The sequence below is a fragment of the Pseudalkalibacillus salsuginis genome, assembly GCF_021646685.1.
GTDB lineage: Bacteria > Bacillota > Bacilli > Bacillales > Fictibacillaceae > Pseudalkalibacillus > Pseudalkalibacillus salsuginis.
Genome location: NZ_JAKJHW010000015.1, coordinates 1 through 21,479, shown reverse-complemented (window position 1 = coordinate 21,479; position 21,479 = coordinate 1). Strand labels below are relative to the sequence as shown.

Annotated in this window: 23 protein-coding genes and 1 pseudogene; 10 read left to right on the top strand and 14 right to left on the bottom strand. The window is 42.8% G+C overall.

Annotation, left to right across the window (positions count from 1 at the left end; genetic code table 11):
• Positions 1-171 precede the first annotated feature (171 nt).
• The 7 genes from L1611_RS20090 to L1611_RS20060 all read right to left on the bottom strand — a co-directional run bounded on the left by L1611_RS20090 (position 172) and on the right by L1611_RS20060 (position 7,851).
• A complete protein-coding gene (locus tag L1611_RS20090) occupies positions 172-1,770 on the bottom strand; it encodes an ABC transporter substrate-binding protein (protein WP_236315452.1) in 1,599 nt (532 codons plus the stop codon).
• 26 nt (positions 1,771-1,796) lie between these two features.
• Positions 1,797-2,783 (bottom strand): ABC transporter ATP-binding protein, encoded by a 987-nt coding sequence (locus L1611_RS20085; protein ID WP_236315450.1) that lies wholly within the window; start codon positions 2,781-2,783, stop codon positions 1,797-1,799.
• Positions 2,784-2,796: 13 nt separating this feature from the next.
• Entirely contained in the window at positions 2,797-3,768 is a 972-nt protein-coding gene (locus tag L1611_RS20080; protein ID WP_236315448.1) for an ABC transporter ATP-binding protein, read from the bottom strand.
• 304 nt (positions 3,769-4,072) lie between these two features.
• Entirely contained in the window at positions 4,073-5,797 is a 1,725-nt protein-coding gene (locus tag L1611_RS20075; RefSeq protein WP_236315447.1) for an ABC transporter ATP-binding protein, read from the bottom strand.
• An 89-nt stretch (positions 5,798-5,886) separates the two neighbouring features.
• A complete protein-coding gene (gene ntdP, locus L1611_RS20070) occupies positions 5,887-6,414 on the bottom strand; it encodes a nucleoside tri-diphosphate phosphatase (RefSeq protein WP_236315446.1) in 528 nt (175 codons plus the stop codon).
• A gap of 108 nt (positions 6,415-6,522) precedes the next feature.
• The gene (locus L1611_RS20065; RefSeq protein WP_236315445.1) at positions 6,523-7,197 is read right to left on the bottom strand and encodes an SOS response-associated peptidase; all 675 of its coding nucleotides are present in this window, start codon (positions 7,195-7,197) and stop codon (positions 6,523-6,525) included.
• Positions 7,198-7,509: 312 nt separating this feature from the next.
• Positions 7,510-7,851 carry a gamma-type small acid-soluble spore protein gene (locus L1611_RS20060; RefSeq protein WP_236315444.1) on the bottom strand — a complete coding sequence of 114 codons (342 nt, stop codon included), beginning with the start codon at positions 7,849-7,851 and terminating at the stop codon, positions 7,510-7,512.
• Positions 7,852-8,015: 164 nt separating this feature from the next.
• Between L1611_RS20060 and L1611_RS20055 the strand changes: the two genes are divergently transcribed.
• Positions 8,016-8,240 (top strand): hypothetical protein, encoded by a 225-nt coding sequence (locus L1611_RS20055; protein WP_236315443.1) that lies wholly within the window; start codon positions 8,016-8,018, stop codon positions 8,238-8,240.
• A 132-nt stretch (positions 8,241-8,372) separates the two neighbouring features.
• On the opposite strand, the gene L1611_RS20050 is transcribed toward L1611_RS20055, so the two are convergent.
• The gene (locus L1611_RS20050; RefSeq protein WP_236315442.1) at positions 8,373-9,131 is read right to left on the bottom strand and encodes an SDR family NAD(P)-dependent oxidoreductase; all 759 of its coding nucleotides are present in this window, start codon (positions 9,129-9,131) and stop codon (positions 8,373-8,375) included.
• A gap of 3 nt (positions 9,132-9,134) precedes the next feature.
• Positions 9,135-10,232 carry an A/G-specific adenine glycosylase gene (gene mutY, locus L1611_RS20045; RefSeq protein WP_236315441.1) on the bottom strand — a complete coding sequence of 366 codons (1,098 nt, stop codon included), beginning with the start codon at positions 10,230-10,232 and terminating at the stop codon, positions 9,135-9,137.
• 293 nt (positions 10,233-10,525) lie between these two features.
• Between mutY and L1611_RS20040 the strand changes: the two genes are divergently transcribed.
• Positions 10,526-11,515, top strand: coding sequence for a metal-dependent hydrolase (locus tag L1611_RS20040; protein WP_236315440.1), 990 nt, complete (start codon positions 10,526-10,528; stop codon positions 11,513-11,515).
• 181 nt (positions 11,516-11,696) lie between these two features.
• On the opposite strand, the gene L1611_RS20035 is transcribed toward L1611_RS20040, so the two are convergent.
• Complete coding sequence (locus L1611_RS20035) at positions 11,697-11,960, bottom strand: YfhJ family protein (RefSeq protein ID WP_236315439.1); 264 nt, start codon at positions 11,958-11,960, stop codon at positions 11,697-11,699.
• Positions 11,961-12,054: 94 nt separating this feature from the next.
• On the opposite strand from L1611_RS20035, the gene sspK reads away from it, so the two are divergent.
• Positions 12,055-12,198, top strand: coding sequence for a small, acid-soluble spore protein K (sspK, locus tag L1611_RS20030; protein WP_236315438.1), 144 nt, complete (start codon positions 12,055-12,057; stop codon positions 12,196-12,198).
• Between the two features lie 33 nt (positions 12,199-12,231).
• Positions 12,232-12,390 carry a YpzG family protein gene (locus L1611_RS20025; RefSeq protein ID WP_221568558.1) on the top strand — a complete coding sequence of 53 codons (159 nt, stop codon included), beginning with the start codon at positions 12,232-12,234 and terminating at the stop codon, positions 12,388-12,390.
• A gap of 83 nt (positions 12,391-12,473) precedes the next feature.
• On the opposite strand, the gene L1611_RS20020 is transcribed toward L1611_RS20025, so the two are convergent.
• Positions 12,474-12,788 carry a YfhH family protein gene (locus L1611_RS20020; protein ID WP_236315437.1) on the bottom strand — a complete coding sequence of 105 codons (315 nt, stop codon included), beginning with the start codon at positions 12,786-12,788 and terminating at the stop codon, positions 12,474-12,476.
• Between the two features lie 114 nt (positions 12,789-12,902).
• Here L1611_RS20020 and L1611_RS20015 point away from each other — a divergent pair, with 114 nt between their 5' ends.
• On the top strand, positions 12,903-13,574 hold the full coding sequence (locus L1611_RS20015) for an SDR family NAD(P)-dependent oxidoreductase (protein WP_236315436.1): 672 nt from the start codon (positions 12,903-12,905) through the stop codon (positions 13,572-13,574).
• On the opposite strand, the gene recX is transcribed toward L1611_RS20015, so the two are convergent.
• The gene (recX, locus tag L1611_RS20010; RefSeq protein ID WP_236315435.1) at positions 13,561-14,376 is read right to left on the bottom strand and encodes a recombination regulator RecX; all 816 of its coding nucleotides are present in this window, start codon (positions 14,374-14,376) and stop codon (positions 13,561-13,563) included. The two genes, L1611_RS20015 and recX, sit on opposite strands and share 14 nt — an antisense overlap.
• A gap of 111 nt (positions 14,377-14,487) precedes the next feature.
• Between recX and L1611_RS20005 the strand changes: the two genes are divergently transcribed.
• The 4 genes from L1611_RS20005 to L1611_RS19990 all read left to right on the top strand — a co-directional run bounded on the left by L1611_RS20005 (position 14,488) and on the right by L1611_RS19990 (position 18,153).
• Positions 14,488-15,387: a TIGR01777 family oxidoreductase gene (locus tag L1611_RS20005; protein ID WP_236315434.1), complete on the top strand. Its 900-nt coding sequence runs from the start codon at positions 14,488-14,490 to the stop codon at positions 15,385-15,387.
• Between the two features lie 168 nt (positions 15,388-15,555).
• A complete protein-coding gene (locus L1611_RS20000; RefSeq protein ID WP_236315433.1) occupies positions 15,556-16,680 on the top strand; it encodes an amidohydrolase in 1,125 nt (374 codons plus the stop codon).
• A 392-nt stretch (positions 16,681-17,072) separates the two neighbouring features.
• Positions 17,073-17,624 carry a GNAT family N-acetyltransferase gene (locus L1611_RS19995; protein ID WP_236315432.1) on the top strand — a complete coding sequence of 184 codons (552 nt, stop codon included), beginning with the start codon at positions 17,073-17,075 and terminating at the stop codon, positions 17,622-17,624.
• 370 nt (positions 17,625-17,994) lie between these two features.
• Positions 17,995-18,153 carry a YfhD family protein gene (locus tag L1611_RS19990; protein ID WP_236315431.1) on the top strand — a complete coding sequence of 53 codons (159 nt, stop codon included), beginning with the start codon at positions 17,995-17,997 and terminating at the stop codon, positions 18,151-18,153.
• A 262-nt stretch (positions 18,154-18,415) separates the two neighbouring features.
• Here L1611_RS19990 and rlmD read toward each other — a convergent pair whose 3' ends face one another.
• Positions 18,416-19,798: a 23S rRNA (uracil(1939)-C(5))-methyltransferase RlmD gene (gene rlmD, locus L1611_RS19985; RefSeq protein WP_236315430.1), complete on the bottom strand. Its 1,383-nt coding sequence runs from the start codon at positions 19,796-19,798 to the stop codon at positions 18,416-18,418.
• Between the two features lie 96 nt (positions 19,799-19,894).
• Positions 19,895-20,668, bottom strand: coding sequence for a delta-lactam-biosynthetic de-N-acetylase (pdaA, locus tag L1611_RS19980; protein WP_236315480.1), 774 nt, complete (start codon positions 20,666-20,668; stop codon positions 19,895-19,897).
• 277 nt (positions 20,669-20,945) lie between these two features.
• Here pdaA and L1611_RS19975 point away from each other — a divergent pair.
• A pseudogene (locus tag L1611_RS19975) lies at positions 20,946-21,386 on the top strand (alanine:cation symporter family protein); the annotation flags it as partial.
• Positions 21,387-21,479: the final 93 nt, after the last annotated feature.

Here is a 21,479-nt window from a genome sequence, read left to right as displayed (position 1 = left end):
TTAATTTCGTAGGATCATAGCTGCTTATTCACTGGATAAGCCAATGCTATGTAAACCGGTTTAAATATAATATCTGTTTGCGAATAAGATAAATGATCAACAATCCGGTTCACAGAATAATCGAGCAGTTTTTTTCTAAAAGAAAAGGGGAGCGCTACACTCCCCCATCTCTTATTCGCTTAAAGAAACGTTTGTTAACTTGTCAGAACCAGTTGGGTGTGGCTTGAATCCTTCTACATTCTTAAGTCCTGCAAGTGCTGGCTCAGAGTGTACAAGCGGTACCCAAGGAGCTTCTTCATGAAGGATGACTTGAGCTTCTTTATAAAGCTCTGCACGCTTGTCTTCCTCAGGTGTTGATTGTGCTTCAATTAAAATATCGTGCAACTCATCGTTTGCGAAACGAGAGTAGTTGTTAGAACCGATCGTATCTTTATCAAGTAACGTGTAAAGGAAGTTATCCGCGTCACCGTTGTCCCCTGTCCATCCTAATAGGAACATAGGAGCTTCACCTTTTTGAGTCTTTTCAAGGTAAGTACCCCACTCGAATGATACGATTTCAGCTTCTACACCGATTTTAGCGAAGTTTGCAGCAATTGCCTCTGCAGCTTTCTTGCCATCTGGCATATAAGGACGTGGTACTGGCATAGCCCATAATTCAGTTTTGAATCCATCTTCATATCCAGCTTCTGCTAGTAATTCTTTTGCCTTTTCCAAGTCGAATGGATAAGGATCGATTTCATCATTATAGCCATTGATGACTGGAGGCATCGGGTTCTTAGCTGGCTCAGCTTGTCCTTCATAGAACGCTTTGATCAATGCATCCTTGTCTACTGCATGGTTCAATGCTTGACGTACTTTCTTGTCATTGAATGGTTCCATTTCAGTGTTGAATCCTAGGTATCCAACGTTCATTGACGGACGGAAGAATGGTTTCAATTCTTCTGCCTGTTCAATTTCAGCAACATCACTTGGATTGACACCATCGATCAAGTGTACTTCACCCGTTTTCAATGCATTCAGACGGTTTGAGTTATCCGGAATTGCACGGAAAATGACTTTATCAAGCTTTGGAAGCCCCTCTTTAAAGTAGTCTTCGTTCTTTTCTAATGTAATACGGTCATTACGCTTCCAATCGACAAATTTGAAAGGACCAGTACCTACTGGCTGTGTTTCAAGGTTGTCGAATTCACTAGGAGCACCGATTGAGAACGGTGTCATAGCTAAGTTCTTCAAGAATGGTGCTTGCGGACGGTTTAATGTGAATACAACCGTGTTCTCGTCTTTAGCTTCTACACTTTTGATAACGTGTCCTTCATCACCTTTAAATCCACCAAACATCGATGCGTAGTAAGCGAACTTACCAGCATCTCCACTGTTCATCCAACGCTCGAAGTTTTTCACTACTGCTTCTGCATTGAAATCATCACCATTGTGGAACTTGACTCCTTCACGGAGTTTGAACGTATAAGTAAGACCATCACCAGATACGTCCCATTCTTCAGCAAGTGAAGGATTTATTTCTGTATCTTGCTCGCCATATTCAACTAAAGTGTCATAAACGTTTTTGATGACTTTGAATGATTCTCCATCAGTTACTGTCGCAGGGTCTAATCCTACAGAGTCACCACCACGTCCGAAAATCAATGTTTGTTCTTTCTCGCTGTCTCCACTTCCATTATCACCATCGGATCCAGAATCAGAGTTACAGCCTGCCAGAGCTACTGACACGATCATGATGATGGCTAATGCCCATAGGTAACCTTTCTTCATTAGATACTCCCCCTTTAATGTTGTTTTTATATGGACTTGTCATCCTCATAGAGGTGACAAGCTACATAATGATTTTCTTCAACCTCTTGGAACTTTGGAACAACCTTATTACAGACATCCATCGCTTTCGGACATCTTGTGTGGAATGGACATCCGGATGGCGGGTTGGATGGACTCGGCACATCCCCCTGCAGCATGACTCGCTCTTTTTTATGATCGACATCCGGTATCGGTACCGCTGATAATAAAGCTTGCGTATAAGGATGCAACGGTTTTTTATACAGTTTTTCACTATCTGCTAATTCGGCAATTTTCCCTAAATACATCACCCCTACTCTGTCACTGATATGACGGACGACACCAAGGTCATGAGCGATAAAAACATAAGTCAGGTCAAATTCCTCTTGTAAATCTTGAAGCAGATTAAGCACTTGTGCTTGGACGGATACATCCAGTGCAGATACGGGCTCGTCCGCTATGATCAGTTTCGGTTTCACGGCAAGTGCTCTTGCAATTCCGATCCGTTGACGCTGCCCTCCACTGAATTGGTGAGGATACCGTTTAGCGTGATAACCGCTTAATCCAACTGTTTCGAGCAATTCGACAACTCGCTTTTTGCGTTTTTTGCTATCCTTTTCTATACCGTGGACAAGCATCGGTTCCTCTATTATTTTTTCAACTGTGTGACGTGGATTGAGTGAAGCATATGGATCCTGGAACACCATCTGCATATCACGGCGGATCTTTCGCATTTCCCCGCCTGAAAGCTTTGTCAGGTCTTTTCCGTTGAAACGAACTTCACCTTCCGTTGGTTCTAAAAGCTTTAACAGCATTCGTCCGGTTGTGGATTTACCACACCCGCTCTCTCCGACTAATCCGAGTGTTTCGCCTTCATTGACTGTAAAAGATACCCCGTCTACTGCTTTCACTGATCCGATTTGTTTCCCGAACACGCCGCCGGTGATCGGAAAATGCTTTTTCAAACCTTTGACTTCTAATAATGGCTGTGACATTTTTCGACCCCTCCTAGCTGTCATGGAGCCAGCAACGTACGCGGCTTCCATCCTCTTGTTCTTCTAATTGTGGTGTATCGGTAATACAGCGGTCGAAAGCATGCTCACAACGTGGTGCAAATGGGCAGCCCTGTGTAATCGATCCAGGTTTCGGCACCGTTCCTGGGATTGAATACAAACGATCTTTCTTCTGTCTCATATCAGGAACTGATTGTATCAGTCCTACCGTATATGGATGTTTCGGTTTTTTGAAGATCGTCTGTACATCTGCCTCTTCGATTACTTTTCCTGCATACATGACGACGATCCGTTCACACATCTCGGCAACCACCCCGAGATCATGCGTGATCATGATGATCGATGTATCTGTTTCTTTATTCAAACGTTTCATTAAATCGAGAATCTGGGCTTGAATCGTTACATCTAATGCTGTTGTAGGCTCGTCCGCAATCAGTACCTCAGGTTCACAAACCATGGCCATCGCGATCATGACCCTTTGTCTCATACCTCCTGAAAGCTGATGAGGATAACTGTCCATCAATTCTTCAGCCCGTGGAAGCCCTACCAATTTCATGATCTCGACTGCACGATTCCATGCCTTCTTCTTATTCCATGAATTATGTAACCGGATCGCTTCGATCAACTGATTCCCGATTCTATATACTGGATTCAATGATGTCATCGGTTCTTGGAAGATCATCGCGATATCATTTCCGCGAATTTGTCTCATCCGTCTATCTGTAGCTTTTGTTAAATCTTCCCCTTTATAAAGAATCTCCCCGCCTACTATTTTTCCTGGAGGAGAAGGAACAAGCCCCATTACTGAGAGTGATGTTACGCTTTTACCGCAACCTGATTCTCCGACAATACCAAGGACTTCGCCGCGCTTAACATGGAAATCGACATTATCGACAGCGGGCACTTCACCATCATCAGTGAAAAAATAGGTCTTTAACCCCTTAACGTCCAGGACTGGAGCATCCATCCGCCCCACCTCTCTTTCTGTCTCTAAATCTTGATGTTTAAAAGTTTACAAAACTGTTACGTTTCTGAACGTTTGTTCATAATTATGACATCACTACACTTGTTTGACAACACAAAAAATTTAGAAAAATGAAAATATACACCTAATTTACTATTTGACAAGCGGTGTTAAATTCCTTCTTTTTTCCTTTTTATCTTTCAAAAATAGGTATAAAACACTATTTTAAATTCATTAAATGGAGTATTTATCTATTAAAAAAGAGGCTGGTATAGGGATACCAACCTCATTGAAATATTACAAACGATTATTCACCTAATGCCTGTACAGTAAACAAATTGTAATAACTGCCCTTCTTCATCATCAATTCTTCATGGGATCCGGTTTCGGATATAACCCCATCTTCAATGACAACAATCCGATCGGCATGTGTGATCGTGGCCAACCGATGTGCCACAATAAAGGTTGTCCGGTCATTTGCCAAATCCTGCAACGATTCCTGGATAAGCTGTTCGCTTTCCAAATCCAGAGCAGACGTTGCTTCATCGAGTACGAGCAATGGTGGATTCTTGAGGAATACCCTGGCTATCGCAAGCCGTTGCTTCTGTCCCCCAGAAAGCTTCACCCCGCGTTCACCAATTTTCGTATCATATCCTTGCGGAAGTTTTATAATGAAGTCATGAGCATTCGCAGCCTTTGCAGCATTGATCATTTCTTCATCCGAAGCATGCGGATTTCCCATCTTGATATTCATACGGACAGATTCACTGAACAAGATATTATCTTGAAGTACCATGCCGATTTTATCTCTTAGCGAGCGGACTTGAAAGTTGCGGATATCTTGACCATCCAACAATATCCTGCCGCTTGTCACATCGTAAAATCTAGGGATCAAGCTTACTAAAGAGGATTTACCTCCCCCGCTCATCCCGACAAGTGCGATCGTTTCACCAGCTTTCACATCAAGTCGGATATCCTTTAAAACATGCTCTTCATCTTCATTGTATTGGAAAGTGACATGATCAAAGGATACGTTTCCATCCACATGCTCGAGTTTTTTAGCCCTCGGATTGTCTTCGATATCATATTCTTCATCCATGAAATCAAAAACACGATCCATGGAAGCGATCGCCTGGGTCAGTGTGGTAGAAGAGTTCACCAATCGCCGTAATGGATTATAAAGACGATCCATATAAGCAACGAAAGCAACCATCGAACCAACGGTTATTTTTTCTGTAATTGCAAAATATCCCGCGACCCCGATGACAAGCATCGGCGCAATATCCGTAATCGTATTGACGACAGCAAAAGTCCTTGCATTCCATGATGTATGATCGAGGGCACGATGCAAAAAATTCGAATTGCGTACATCGAACTGTTCATGTTCATAATCCTCGATGGCAAAGCTTCTGATCACCGTTATGCCTTGGACCCGCTCATGAAGGTGACCTTGAACTTCAGCTAATGCCTGGGAACGATCCTTCGTCAGCATTCTCAACCTGCTGTAAAAGTATTTAACTGACAACGCGTAAAGTGGCAGCAAGGAAATAGCCACAAGTGTCAGCCACACGTCCATCGTACTCATAATGATGATGGCGATGACAATGGTGAACATATCGAGCCAAACATTCATCAGGCCGGTAACGACAAATGCCTTCGTCTGCTCAACGTCATGGATGACCCGTGAAATGATTTCGCCCACTTTCGTATTGGAATAAAATTTGAGGCTGAGCTTCTGAATATGGCTGTACAGGTTATCACGGACATCGTATAAAATCTTACTTGCTGTCCACTGGGCATAATATTGACGGTAATACTCGATTGGCGGCCTTAATACGACAAATACAAAAAAAGCGCCGCCCAATACCCAGGACAAGCGGGATAACTTCTCTTCAACACTGATATTTGCATTGATGACATCATCAACGACATATTTTAAGATCAAAGGAATTAACAAAGGTATGCCAAATTTGAAGATTCCGATGATGACTGTCACGATGATCTGCTTCGTGTAGGGTCGGACAAACTTCATATATCGTTTTGTACTACTCGTAGGAACCACCTCCAGATGACTTATGTATATAGAAGGAGCTGACTAGTTTAATGTGTCAGCCCCTTTCTTTAACGGTATTCCAGGAATCGTTCATACCAATTTTCAATGAATTCAGGCTCAAAAGGCCCCTTTCGTTGATTGATCATCGAACATAATTCATCTAAATTCCGTTTCAAGATATCGTTGATTTCTTTCGGGTAATCCATTTCCTTACGATGAAGAGCAAATTCATCCTCATCCAAAATCGTATAGGTCATATCCGGAAATACTTTTACATCCAAATCGTAATCAATATACTTCAGGGCTTCATCATCATACGTAAAAGGAGTTCCTAAATTACAGTAGTAATGAATTCCGTGCTCCCGCAGCATCCCGATGACATTGAACCATTGTTCAGCATTGAAATAACAGATCGCAGGTTCTCTTGTCCGCCATTGCCTTCCGTCAGACTCAGTGACTATGATACGGTCATTTCCGCCAATTACTACTGAGGAAGTTCCTTTAAGCACAATCGTTTCTTCCCATACACGGTGCAGCTGCCCATTATGTTTGTAACTCTGAATTTGAATTGAACTTCCAGTGGTCGGAAAAGACATAAGAAACTCCTTCCTTGCATTTTGTATTGCTAAGGTTTTTTTCGCCTTCTAAAAATTTTCTCTTCCTATTATATCCTCTAAACCTGCAAATGAAAATGAATGTGCATTTTAGGAGGACACACTTTCTATACATTCAGGAACATCATTGCGAGGGGAGTTCACAATCGTCGGTACATCATAAGCCATCATTTTTGAGGCAGAAAATGGTTTCATCATTTCCATCAATGCTTCCGTCTCTCCGTCCCACTGAAGCCATTGAGCATAATCCTCTTTAGGTAAAATGACTGGCATCCGATTATGGATATCAGCCATCAGTTCATTAGGTTCAGTAGTAAGGATCGTACATGTATAGACCGGCGTCCCTTGATCATCCTTCCACTTTTCCCATAACCCTGCAAAGGCGAACGGTTTCCCATCCTTCATCTTTATGTATTTAGGTTGTTTATGTTTGCCGTCCTTTTTCCATTCAAAAAAACCATCAGCCAGGATGAGACATCTTCTTTTTTTGAAGGCATGCTTGAAGCTCGGTTTTTCAGGAACGGTTTCCGCCCTAGCATTGATCAACTTGTACCCGATTGAAGGATCTTTCGCCCAGAAAGGCACCAACCCCCACTTTAAAAATCCTGCTCGCCGTTTCTCGCCATTTGCAACGATGGCGAGTATATCTTGGGATGGTGCGATATTATATCGTGCAGGTAAATCAAATTCTGATGCAAACTCGTCAATTTTAAACCAATCCATCAGAAGATCGATCTCAGCTGTCAGCGTAAATCTTCCACACATTGGAGCTCACCCTTTCTTATTTCATTTTAGCCTGACGTTGTGGTTCTTTAATCATAATAAAGAAAGCATGGTAACACAAAATCATTTGCGCGGCGCTAAGCTAACAAGAAAAGCGCAAACGCCCTGGTTAACCAGAAGGTCACTGGAAGTCCGACGAGGAGGCTCGAACCAAACAAAGTTCGGTTCTGCGTGGGTAACTTCTTAAATAGTACTTCAATGTGTCGACCGCCGAAGGAGTGCCCTGAAGTGATCCAAGTGGTTGGTCGTGGAAAAGCACCCCCGACAATGTCGAGAGTGCTTTGTGGAAGATAACTATTTGTTACGCTGTTGTTGCTGTTGAGCTCTTTGTTGAGCCTGCTGGTTTTGACGACGAACTTCTTGAGGGTTAGTCTTCTCACTACCGAATTCAGCAGCGAATTGGCCAGCCTGTTGTTGTCCAGCTTGTTGCTGAGCACCTTGCTGTTGACCAGCTTTTTGTTGAGCTTGCTGGTTCTGACGACGAACTTCTTGAGCGTTAGTCTTCTCACTACCGAATTCAGCAGCGAATTGGCCAGCTTGTTGTTGTCCAGCTTGTTGTTGAGCGTTTTGTTGTTTCACATGCTGAATGTTTGTTCCAGCTTGTGTTTGTTGTCCTGGCTTTTGTTGTTTTGCCATGAGTCTCACCTCCACATGAGTTAATTTAACCATCACAGGGGTGTGTTATCCGGCAATTCAGGATGTACCATTTACCATACATAATTCGAGAAGTGAAGGAAAGATTAAATTCAATACGTACAGGGTAAACGTACATTAAAGCTATGGTACAAGGAGGAAAAATCATGTATGTAGGCAGGGATATGACGGAATTGACAACACTGTCGACCGAGGAATGGACTGATAAAGAATTGGCGTTTTTCCATCATTCGTTACAGCAAATGACTCCTTACTTGAACAGTGAAGGGACTTCAATCCATCAAGATATCATTGAAGAAATCGAAAGACGTGGCGGCTTGCACCGGGATGAAGCGGACTGGAGCCATGGGACACGCCCGAATTACGAATAAAGGGACAAACGGCTGTCATCTTTTGAGGAGACAGCCGTTTTGTTGAAAAGTGGGTTTTTACGGTCAAAATAGAGCCTCTATCGGTCAAACGACTGTAATCGAAGGGTTCTGCACTCCTTCAAGTTGTATAATTCAACTATTTGAATAAGATTGTCCGCCATCGACGTTAAGGGTCGCCCCTATGACCCAGCTTGCCCGTTCAGATGCTAAAAAGGCGACAACATCCGCGATTTCTTCGACCTTCCCAAAACGGCCTCCAGGAATTTCATTCTCTACAAATTTATTGATTTTCTCTGGGTTTTCACCCAGTCTTTTTTGCCAGTTTCCGGACGGATGAAGAATGGCTCCTGGTGCAATACCGTTTACCCGGATGCCATATGGGATCACCTCATCTGCTAATGCCTTTGTAAAACTGATCAAAGCCGCTTTTGAACTGTTATAGGTCGGTTTTCCCCCTGATTCCCGACCGTAAATGCTTGAGATATTGATGATCGATCCCAGGTTACGTTCCTTCATTCTTTGTAAGGCGAGCTTACTGAAATGGACAGCAGAATGAAAATTCAACTCCATTGCGTCTCTGAATTGATCGACGGTTGTTTCCCCAATGCTCCCGCCATTACTTCCGCCTGCATTATTTACCAGGATATCAATCGATCCATGGTCAGCGATGAAGTCTTCGAATATTTTTTCCCTCATACTCTCATCGGTCAAGTCTCCCTGGTAAATTGAAATACCTCCTAGTTCTTGTTTCACTTTTTCCAGATCCTCTTTTCCCCTGGCACAAATTCCAACCCTTACACCTTCTGTCAATAAAACTTCAGCTATTGCTTTTCCGATCCCTCTCGAACCGCCTGTTACAAGGGCTGATTTACCTTCAAGATTCAAGTTCACTAATCATTCTCCTTTCCATAGTGCAGCTATTTTTTGATGAGGTACAGGTAAGGGATATAACTCCAGCTGTTCTTTAGAGACGAGCATCCCTTCATCTAGTGATTCGTTTGCGGTAAACTTCCCGGAATAAACAGTGATTTTCCATGTTAAATGGGAGAAGATATGTTGGAATTCGAGTACCCGGTCGTTTAGATCAGCTTGAATAGGGTATTTTTCCTCTAAGTGAACCTTTAGCTGTTCTTTTTGGGGAAACGTATTTCCGTCTACTGTTTCATGGTTTGGAAATTGCCATAGGTTCGCAAGCAATCCTTTTTCTGGCCTTTTTTCAATGATCGTTTCGCCTTGTTGATTTTCAAGTAAAGCAACGGCGATCTTTAACGTTTTATTTTTAAGCTTTTTCTTTTTGACAGGAAGCTCAGCCTGCAAACCTTCATCGAAAGCTTTACAATAGGATTGCACAGGACAGAGCATACATGAGGGATTTTTCGGTGTACAAATGGTAGCACCCAGTTCCATCAAACCCTGGTTGAAATGAGATGGATTTTCTTTAGAAATAAGGATACGTACAGCCTCTTCAAAAACTTTGCGTGTTTGAGGCTTGGCGATATCTTCATCGATCAATAAAATCCTTGAGAGGACACGCATGACATTGCCGTCGACCGCTGGCTCTGGAAGGCCGAATGCAATGCTTGCAATTGCTCCAGCTGTATATGGACCGACACCTTTTAAAGCTTGGATCTCTTTCGGGCGATCCGGGACAATCCCTTGATATTTCTCTTCGACTTCGCGGACTGCAGCTTGAAGATTCCGGGCACGGGAGTAATAACCTAACCCTTCCCAGGCCTTCAGTACTTTTTCTTCATCTGCATTCGCTAGTGCTGTGACAGTTGGAAATAATTCCATGAACCGTTTGAAATAAGGGATGACCGTATCTACACGTGTTTGCTGAAGCATGATTTCAGAGACCCAGATTTTATATGGATCCTGATCCCTTCTCCAAGGCAGGTCCCTATGATCAGCTTCATACCAGGAGAGTAAATCAGTTTGGAAAGCATCTATATCTAATGTTATTTCAAAATCGTCATTTGATTTTATAGGCAACTTTAAACCTCCATCATGATAGTATATTGAAATATGTAGGCAGAAAGAAACACCATCATGTCCTAAACTATACTATAAACTACTGAGGATGATAAAATGATTTAAAGACAAGCGCAAGGGCCTGCTTAACTACGAAGGTCACAGGATGATCCAGGCTACCTCAGGAGGTCTGAAGTGGTCCAAGTGGATGGGCGATTGAGCTGGATATCACTTGAACTTGAATTTTTGGATACACTAAGGGCAAACTGAACCCGTTTGTAAAATTGTTTTTCTGAGGAGGCTTCATTAAAAGAATGGATACAGGTACACATATCGTTATGGGTATCGGGCTGGGTGGACTCGCCACCTTAGATCCAGTCATCGCGCAGGATCCCCTCACAACACAGGTTGTTTTGATGGGGACAATCATTGGGTCAAACGCCCCCGATTTTGATACGATATTGAAACTGAAAAGTAATGCAGTCTATTTAAGAAACCACCGTGGCATTACGCATTCAATACCGGCAGTAGTGTTCTGGCCGCTGTTGATTGTAGGATGTCTTGAAATGTTTTTTCCGGGTGCGAACATGCTGCATGTATGGTTATGGACTTTCTTATCTGTATTCCTGCATGTTTTCGTTGATATTTTCAATTCATACGGTACCCAGGCTCTGCATCCCTTTTCTAAAAAGTGGATTGCACATGGGATGATCAATATATTCGATCCTTTCATATTTTTTGCGCATATCGTCGGGTTCATCCTTTGGTACCAAGGGTTTAACCCTGGTTACACATTTTTGACGATTTATATCGTGCTGATAGGATATTATATTTGGCGTTACCTCTCAAAAAGGCAAACGATAAAGATGGTCAAAAAGGAAGTACCAGATGCGACGAAGGTTATCGTGTGTCCAACGATAAGATGGGGTCAAAAACACGTAGCCGTCATGAGTCCCGGGCATTTCCATGTCATAGAAGTGAAAAATGACAAGCTAACAATCCACGATGAATACGAGCGTAAACCGGTTCCGAAAAATCCGATCGTAGATGAAGCAGTCAAGGATTCGAACCTGGCTGCATTCCTGTCCTTCTCGCCTGTCTACCGATGGGAAGTTGAAGAGGATAAAGAGGAAAATGGGTATGAAGTCCGGTTCATCGATTTAAGATACCGATCTAAAGGCCATTATCCGTTCGTAGCTGTCGTAAAATTGGATGAAGAGCTCAACATCACCAGTTCTTTTACAGGCTGGGTCTACAGTGAGAAAACATTGCGGCGTAAACTGGATGTTGCTACTACCAATTAATGTGTAAATAATAAAAGGCTGTTCCGATCATCGAGAATCTGGAATCAGCCTTTTTGTTTGATGAAAATTAACGATATATTTCTGATTTGCACCGATATATTTTCGATCAGCACCGATATATCTCTGATTTGCACCGATATATTTTCGATCAGCACCGATATATCATTCGGCCCATTCAAGGTCAATGCTTCGGACTTTTTTTCAACAAGTGCTGGAACTTGGGATTGGCACTGAAATATTCATGGAGTTTACCTCCAAATCGTGTGATCCATTCACGGACGATCCGCTCAGTCACTTGCTGGCCTTCATAACTCCGGCCTGCACGTGCCCTGGTCGATTCGAAGTCTTCCCATAAAGCCTCTACCCAGCTTCGCGCTTCTTCATAAGTCAGATGCGGATTTTTTCTCCTTAATTGTTCAGCTAGATCATGAAAGATTTCTTCCATTGTGATTTCCTCGTTTCCATGTAAATAATTCCCCGACATATTGACCTGTTGATTATCCCATAATATAAATATCGTTTAGAAAGGAGTGTCACCAATGCGCAATAAAGCAAAGAACTTTCCTCATACCATGTCTCCTGATGGCGAAGCACGTGCAAAAGGAGAATATGCCTCTAAACGAACTGATGGCAAGACCCAGATTCAACCGCAAGAACGGATGAGTCGATCCAATCGTTCCTAAAGCTAGAGCTACCATGTGAGGAGGTGTCAACTCATGGCAAAAGACAACCGTGACAGGCTGCATCCTGCCTATGAAGATCCTTTCCAATCACCTCGAGCTAACCCAAAGCACTCTTTCCATCAGGTGAACGGTGAAACTGAACGAAGCTTACACAATCATGTATTGAAAGTGGAAACACGTAAGCGCTCTTAACAAGCTTTTTTAAAGGCGTTGACTCATCGTTGTTTGACGGAAGCCATTAATAAGGCAGACCGCCACGGCTTGAGTCACCCTTTTTACTCTCTACTGTTCAGCATTGAAATCGGAAATGCTTCAAGCTCTTTATTATCATTCCGATACCCCCAGGCAAAAACGCCATTCATATATGAAATTTCAAATGTACTTCCCGGGTCATTTTCTAACTCGTACACTTTACCTTTTTTATAATCTGATGGATCAAGCAGATAGCTTTTCGCCATGGCAATTTTTCGTTCATACACAGCTACTTCATTCACAATGCCATGTTGCTCCGCTTTCCGGGCTTTCTCTGTCAGATTTCTGATTTCTTCATGTATTTCAAATTCACTCATCTCGCTGAATAATTTACCCATTAACCTAACCTCCTGTATTCATCCTAAAGTATAAAAACATTTGACCTTATTTTGCCATTGGGAAAAGGTATGCTAGCATAATGGAGAAACCGATACCAAGGAGTGTTTTTTACCATGAAAAGCGTATTGATAACCGGGGCAGGGACAGGACTTGGCAAAAGTCTGGCTCTCCGTTATAGTACTGAAGGCTGCCATGTTTATCTTGTCGGCCGTACATTCCAAACACTTGAAAAAGTTGAAAATATCATTAAACAAACTGGCGGGAATGCAACAAGCATCGTTTGTGATATCACTGACTACAATGAAGTCCAAACCACAATCCAGTCGCTCTTAAAATCAGCGAAAATTGACATCTTCATTAATAATGCAGGGACAGGCTGCTTTGGTCCTCTGAACTCTTACACAAATGAAGAGATCGATCAAGTCATGGCTACAAATGTCAAAGGGACGATCAATATGACGCGTGCTGCCATTCCTGTATTGCTGGAACAAGGTGAAGGCCAAATACTTAATATCATTTCAACAGCGGGATTGCGCGGCAAAAAAAACGAATCCGTCTATGTCGCAAGCAAGTTTGCTGTCAGAGGATTTACAGAGAGTCTGATCAAAGAGCTTGAAGAAACCGCCATCAAGGTAACCGCGGTCTATATGGGCGGCATGGATACCCCGTTTTGGAAGGAAACCGATCATATCAAGGATCGTTCACGGCTTAAAAGCCCAGACGAAGTAGCCAAGTTTATTGTGGAACAGAACACCGGACAAGCGGAACTGTTTATTGATCGTTGAAGTTCTGGTTAGCATCGAGCCATTCCTCGATCATTTCTATCGGAAAACCTTTACGATAAAGGGACTGTTTCATTTTTTGCTTGTATTCCCACCCAGTGAATTTACCGTATTTCCGATGCGCTTTCTGGGCTTGCAGTTCCAACGCCTCTCTTTCCTCTTCTTCGTCTTTTTCAAGAGAGGCTTTTTCAATGGCTTGTTCAATTACACTCCACGAAAAACCCTTCTGCTGTAAAAATTGAGCAAGCTTTTGCTTAAGCGCATTTTCGCTTAGTTTTTTGTATTGCTTCACTTTTTTCTGGACTAGATTCGTTGCTTCCTCAATTTGCTCATCCTGCGGGTAAACCATCAATGCTTCCTCAATGGTTTTTCCGTCTACACCTTTTTGATGAAGCTCTTGTTTCAGCGCTTTTGGCCCCTTTTTTGTAGTCACGATCTTACTGCGGATGAACATTTTCGCAAAATCAAGATCATTCAAGTACCCTATCTCTTGCAGCCGTCCAATCACCGCCTTTCTAGTGACAGGATCTATCTCCCTTTTCGACAGGTATTGATCGACCTCCTGAATCGATCTCATTCGGTATGAAAGGAAATGCACCGCACTATTCAAACCCTTACTGAACTGGTCTTCTAGCAGAAGCTCTTCGATGTTTTCGTTCGTCAGCTCCATTCCCTTTCTGATACCCGACTTTATGTAGACTTCCTCGTCGATGCTGAAACCGAATTCTTCTCCATTACCGCGATCTATAAATACATTGAACCGGCTTTTGTTTTTCTTCTGGACTGTGATCTTTGCTATTTTCATCGGATCACCACCTCATTGATATTTTATCATATCTATTGATTAACCTGTCTTAAAAAGGGAAAACACAATCTATAGAGAACTATTTAGTATACTGGTTGAGGAGGGATATAGATGAAAATTGCCGTCTCAGGTGGTTCTGGATTTGTAGGACAAGCGTTGACTGATCATTTGACCGATAATGGTCATGACGTTTATATTTTGACACGGAATCCTGATGGGAAACCGGAAAAGGAAAGAGTGACCTACATTAAATGGCTTTCAGATGATCATCAACTGAACGAACTCCCGCGGCTTGATGCCATCGTGAACCTCGCTGGTGAATCAATCAACGGAAGATGGACAGAAGAAAAGAAAGAAGAAATCCTATCTAGCAGAATCCAGGCAACCCGTTCGATCTTAAACCTGATTAAGCTGCAGGAAACGAAGCCTGAAGTGTTGATCAATGCTTCTGCTGTCGGTTACTACGGTACCTCTGAAACTGAAAAATTCGATGAGTGGTCAGAAGAACCGGGTGGCGGATTCCTCGCTGAAGTAACAAAGCAATGGGAAAGAGAGGCATTGAATGCAAAGGAAAACGGGGTACGAGTCGTTTGTACAAGATTCGGTCTCATTCTTGATAAAGATGAAGGTGCTTTACCCCGTATGGCACTTCCATATAAGCTTTATGGCGGAGGTCCGATCGGTACAGGTGAACAATGGTATTCATGGATCCATATCCGTGATGTTATCGGGCTTATTGATTTTGCAATCCAAAACAAGCAAATTGAAGGGGCTTTAAATACAACATCACCCCACCCTGTCCAGATGAATGACTTTGGAAGACTTCTCGGACGCTGTTTGAATCGTCCCCATTGGTTTCCATTGCCTGGTTTTGTATTGCGTGTAACCTTAGGTGAAATGAGCTCCTTGATCCTGGAAGGACAAAAGGTTTATCCACAGAAAGCACTTGATCATGAATATAGGTTCAATTATCCAACCCTTTCATCTGCGTTGACAGCCATTTACGAATGATAAAAAATCTTCCTTAAAATGCATGTTAAAGCTATACTTGATTTTAAAAGCGGCCGTACCTGAGCCATTTTAAGGCGTGGGTTAAGCCCAAATTGAATATACTGGATCCAAGGACCAAGTTTGGAAAATTACGCGATCCAATCGTTCATTTATAGAAAGAGGTATAGCATGAAAACGTTATTCAAAAATGCAATTCTTTATCCCGTTACGTCTGCCCCATTTCAAGGGGATCTTTTGATTAAGGACGGGAAAATCAAAAATATGGCAGACAAGATCAATAGTGATCGCTACACAAAAGTGATTGACGCCTCTGGTATGCACTTGCTGCCTGGTTTCATTGATGTACATACTCATTTGGGTTTATATGACGAAGGAACCGGATGGGCTGGAAACGATGCAAATGAAACTCACGAGCCCCTCACACCTCATATCAGAGCAATAGATGGGGTACATCCTTTGGACATCGCGTTTAACGATGCCATCAAATTCGGAATAACAACAGCTCACGTTATGCCTGGAAGTGCGAATGTCATCGGCGGACAGACTGCTGTCATAAAAACATACGGCCAGAATATCCAGAAAATGATCATGAAAGAAAAAGCAGGTTTGAAAATCGCCCTCGGTGAGAATCCGAAACGTATTCACAGCGGGCGCCATAACGATTCGATTACCCGGATGGGGATCATGGGAATGCTACGGGAAGAATTTTATAAAGCAATCAACACAGATAACCCTGATTGCATACGGACTTCTCCGATTATTTCCGTTTTGAAACGGGAGATGCCAGTCCGTATCCACGCCCACCGTGCAGACGACATTCTATCTGCACTCCGATTCGCAGATGAATTTGGGCTGGATTTGCGGATTGAGCATTGTACAGAAGGGCATCTGGTCGCTTCAGAACTCATTGACCGTAATCTCCAAGTATCCGTTGGACCAACCTTGACAAGGAAATCCAAAATAGAGCTGAAAAACAAGACATGGCAGACGTATAAGGTTTTGACTGATCACGGTGTTACTGTGTCGATTACGACAGATCATCCTTATACACCGATCCAATATTTGAATGTGTGCGCTGCCATAGCGGTCCGTGAAGGGCTATCGGTTGAGAATTCGCTTGCGGGAATCACGATCAATCCCGCAAAAAATCTCGGCATTGACGACAGGGTAGGAAGTTTAGAAATCGGAAAAGATGCGGACATCACGTTATGGAATGACCATCCTTTCCATTTTTCAGCCTTACCGAATCTGACAATGATCGGCGGTCATATCGTGTACAAGAAATTCAATTGAAGAACAAGGCCGAGACGATTCGCATATGGCCTGAATACTTGTCCAATTTCATGTTGAAAACGAACGAATTGCGATGGAATAACATACGATATAAGGCCAAGTACCCTCGACAAAAAAAGATGAATTTCAACAAAAAATATTGGTTCCATTTTGGATATAAATCGATTATGATATGGTTATAAAGCAAGCGTGGCAAAGTCATGGCGCGCGTGGGATTCAGCCATGTTTTCGTCGTTTGGCAAAATGGAATCAAAACAGAATATTTTAAAGGTAAGGGAAGGCAATTGGTGCGCCACCAGTACATCTGGTCTTAGTGGGTTCGATTCCCACCCCGAATTAGAAATTTTAATTCGAGGGTAGAGTCGACTACCCTCTTTGGGAGGATGTATAACATGTTAAAGAAACGTGATCTTAATGAATGTCATGTTCTTTATGAATTGATGGCAGACCCGGCTGTCTTCCCCTTTGTGCGCCACAAAGCTGGATCCGTCGAAGAGTTCATCTTTTTGACAAAGCAGACAATAGAGGCGGAAGAGAATGGGGAACTGATCTCAAGAACAATTTTAGATGAATGGGGAAGCCCGATCGGTACGATCAACCTGTTCGATATCCAGGATAACTGTGGTTTTTTAGGAACATGGATCGGCAAGCCATACCACGGAAAAGGCTATAATCAAACGGCGAAAGAACTATTTTTCAATGAGTTGTTTTTCGAAAAAAACATTCAAACGATCTTCATGCGGATCCGTAAAACGAATCCTCGGTCAGAACGCGCGGCATTGAAGATACCATACGTTTCGCTCGCGAATGAAACAAGACCGGACATCTGCGAACAATTGAATGCGAAGGAAGATGTGTATAACCTGTTTCAAATTGAACGGGATACTTACTATATGTACACTGCACGCCAGTCTTCTCTTATCGAAGAAGCAATGGAGGCTTAAAAACGTATACTGTATGATGGATGACCTGGCCCAGGTGGGGTCAGGTCTTTTAATGGGCTCAAATAGATTTAGCCAATGGAGATTGATTGAAGGAATGAATCCGAGAATGTTGTGGATGGTATCGCCATTTTCAGGATTAGTTACACTATTATTTAAATTATTACGCGGACTTTAAGGATAATCGCGCAGACCAGGACTTTAATCATTAAAAATGTCTTGAGGTACATCAAACCAATCCAGTTATACACATGTGGATGACTACAATTTTTCACACGTTTACCCATTCTTTCCTCTTATAGTTCCCTGACGATTGTACATCATAATAAACGAGAGGTCATCCTCTCACCATTTGTCTAAGGAGGGTTCACTCATGGGAAAAGACAAACGTTCTCGCAACCAAGCACAGAACAAACAGAACATCGCACCTGATGGTCGTGATGTCGAGTTTTCCCAAGAGCTTGCCGACTCTGATGATCTGCAAGCGCAGGAGAGAGCACGGGCGGCTGATCGTCGCGCAAGACGTAAATAACCTCTGTAAGACTGAACAGGAGACTTGTCCCTTCCCCGGCAAGTCTCCTTTGTTTTGATTATCCCCTGTGGATGAATGTGGATATGTGTATAAACGTGTATCGAACATGTGGACAATGTGAATAAAAACGTGAATAACTTGTCAGACCTCATATCAATTTATCCCAACTGTGTGGATAAACTGTTGATAAAAAAAAGTGTACCAGGCACCGATCCGGAACCCTTGTGCCCCAAGGAGTCCCGATCGGTGCCTGGTACACATGTTACTTTCTTACTAAGGTGGCGATGGCTTCGACGTGTGCTGTATGTGGAAACATATCCACAGGCTGGAGTCGTTCGATTTTAAAGCCGCTGTGTTTGGTAAGATAGTCCACATCTTTCGCCAATGTGGATGGGTTGCAAGAAACATATACCATCCGTTTCGGTTGGATTTTTGCCACCGTCTTCAAAAAGGTCATATCGCATCCGGTCCTTGGTGGATCGACGACGATGACATCCGGTTTCCACCCTTCCTTCAGCCATTTCGGCAGCAGTTCTTCTGCTTTCCCGGTTACGTAAGTTGCATTATTAATTCCGTGACGTGCGGCATTTTCGTTAGCATCCTTGATCGATTCTTCAATGACATCCATACCGCGTACCTCCCCAGCACGTTCTGAAAGCCACAATCCGATCGTCCCAACACCGCAATAAGCATCGACCACCTTCTCTTCCCCTGTCAGTTTCGCTGCTTTCCGGGCTTCGTTATAAAGCTTGACTGTCTGTACAGGATTCAATTGGAAGAAAGCTCTTGCTGATAATTCGAAGGAAAGATCACCTAACGTTTCTTGAATCGTCTGATCGCCTTCTAAATGAATGGTTTCATCTCCAAATATCAGTGAGGTTTTCTGGCCATTGATGTTCTGGAGAATGGACGTGACTTCTGGAAGTCGCTTCTTCATTTCCTTTATAAGCAAATCCTTTTTCGGAATCTCCCGCTGAGTCGTGATTAACACGACTTGAACCTTTTCTGTCCTGAAACTTACACGGGTGACTATGGTCCTTACAATCCCCGACCGTTCCCGCTCATTATAAATTGAGATGTTCAAGTCCTCTAAAATCTTTTTTACCGTATTCGTGGCACTTGTTGTTTGTGGATGCTGGACCATACAATTCGATAGATCGATCAGTTTATGGGAGCCAAGACCGTACAATCCAGCCAGCACACTTGCACCTTTTTTAGCCACCTGGAACTGGCTTTTATTCCTGTAATTCCATGGGTCTTCCATCCCGATCGTATCTTTCAAAGGCAAGTGATGGGCGTCAAAATCAGTATATCGGCTGAATGCTTGCCGTACGATATCCTTCTTTTCTTTCAACTGCGCTTCATAACGTAAATGCTGAAGCTGACAGCCGCCGCATTGTTCATAAATCGGGCAAGGCGGTTTGACACGGTCCTTCGATCTCTTTTTGATCGATACCATTTCAGCTTCAATACGGTTAGGCAGTGGTTTCGTCACCCTTGCGATCACTTCTTCCCCCGGAAGCGCTCCTGTTACGAAGGTGACCTTTTTATTGTAAAAACCGATGCCTTCTCCGTTGATCCCTAACCGTTTGATGGCTAACCGGATGGTGTCTCCTGCTTTCAGCTTTGTTTCAGTTGATTTCATACATACACTCCGTCCTTTTATAATCGGACCTATTATATCACGGGTCAAACAGAAAAAGACAACCTCCGGAATGGTATCAAAGGCTGCCTCTGTTATTCAGTTTGCGATCGGGTCAGGAATACGGTCGTTCGCTACAAGATGATCCAGGCTTTTAAAGGAATATCCTTGCTTCCGCAAGTCATCAATCACCTTTCCGAGTGCTTCCGCATTATCTTTCGAAACCGAATGCAGCAATAAAATCGATCCCGGGTGAATTTGTTTCATGATGCTACGGTAAGCATAATCAGCACCTTTTTGCTGATTCGTCACCCAGTCCATATAGGCCAGTGACCAGAATACATTGATATAGCCTTCTTTTTCGGAAAGGGCTAAAGTACGTTCACTAAAAACTCCACGGGGCGGGCGCAGGTACATCATATCGTTCTGTCCTGTAAGTTCCTCGTATTTATTTTTTACTTTTTGAAGCTCCTGCTTCAGACGTTCATCACTTACAGTAGTAAGGTCAGGATGGTGCCACGAATGGTTTCCGACGATATGGCCTTCCGCTACCATCCGTTTCACAAGCTCCGATTGATCATTAAGATAATGTCCTGTTACGAAAAATGCGGCCGGAACCTTTTTGGCCTTTAATACATCAAGCACTTTTTCCGTGTACCCATTTTCATACCCGTTATCGAATGTGAGATAAAGATTTTTCTCACGTGTATCCCCGATATAATAACCATTGTACTTCTCAAGAAGATCAATGAATTTCTGATCGGTTGTAGCTGGCTGGTGATCCTTGCTTCTCTTGAAAAACCAATCATGCTTCTGGTTCGAATAAGCAAAAGCATCAAGCGGAACAGATAAAATAAAGCTTAAAATCAACATCAATATGGTAAACTTCTTCAACAGCACTCGACTCCTTTTTCTCTTCCTTCCATAGTCTTAGTTTGAATGAAGAGGATGTATCCATACGAGGAATCGATTACCATTTCATATGTACCAGGCACCGATCAGTATGTCTTGGCGCTGTTAGCTTCCTGATCGGTGCCTGGTACGTTAGCTGCATCGATGAAAAGCTATGCTTTCTTAACGTATAAAAGAAGGTATATCAAGGTTGACGAGTCTTTTTACTTTATAGAACATTAATGGAGGTATGCAGCTGACTGCAGATGTAACCCACCATGTAAAGCAAGGTCTTATCCAGGCACTTGGTGTATTTGTTGATACATTTGTTAATTGTAGCTGTACAGCATTCATTATTTTATTATCAGGTGTTTATAAATCTTCTGAATCTAACGGTATTGTTGTGACGCAAACTGCATTAAATGCTGAAATTGGATCTTGGGCAACTGTTTTTATCGCCATTATTATTTTGTTGTTCGTGTTCATTTCGGACATTGGATTTATAAAGACAAACAAAGTTTGTTTAACCCTTTATCGACTTGCCGTCATCGGTATGGTAGCTTTTGGATCGTTATCTTCGCTTGAGACCGTTTGGGGCTTAGCTGACGTGTTCATGGGCATCATGGCTGTTATTAACTTAATTGCGATTACCTTTCTTGGCAAAATTGCTTTTGCTGCCTTAAATGATTTCTTGAATCGAGTAGGAGGGGGTGACTAACCCCCGACCTCTCACACCACCGTACGTACGGATCCGTATACGGCGGTTTCTCTAAGATTGACGTAAGAATTGATA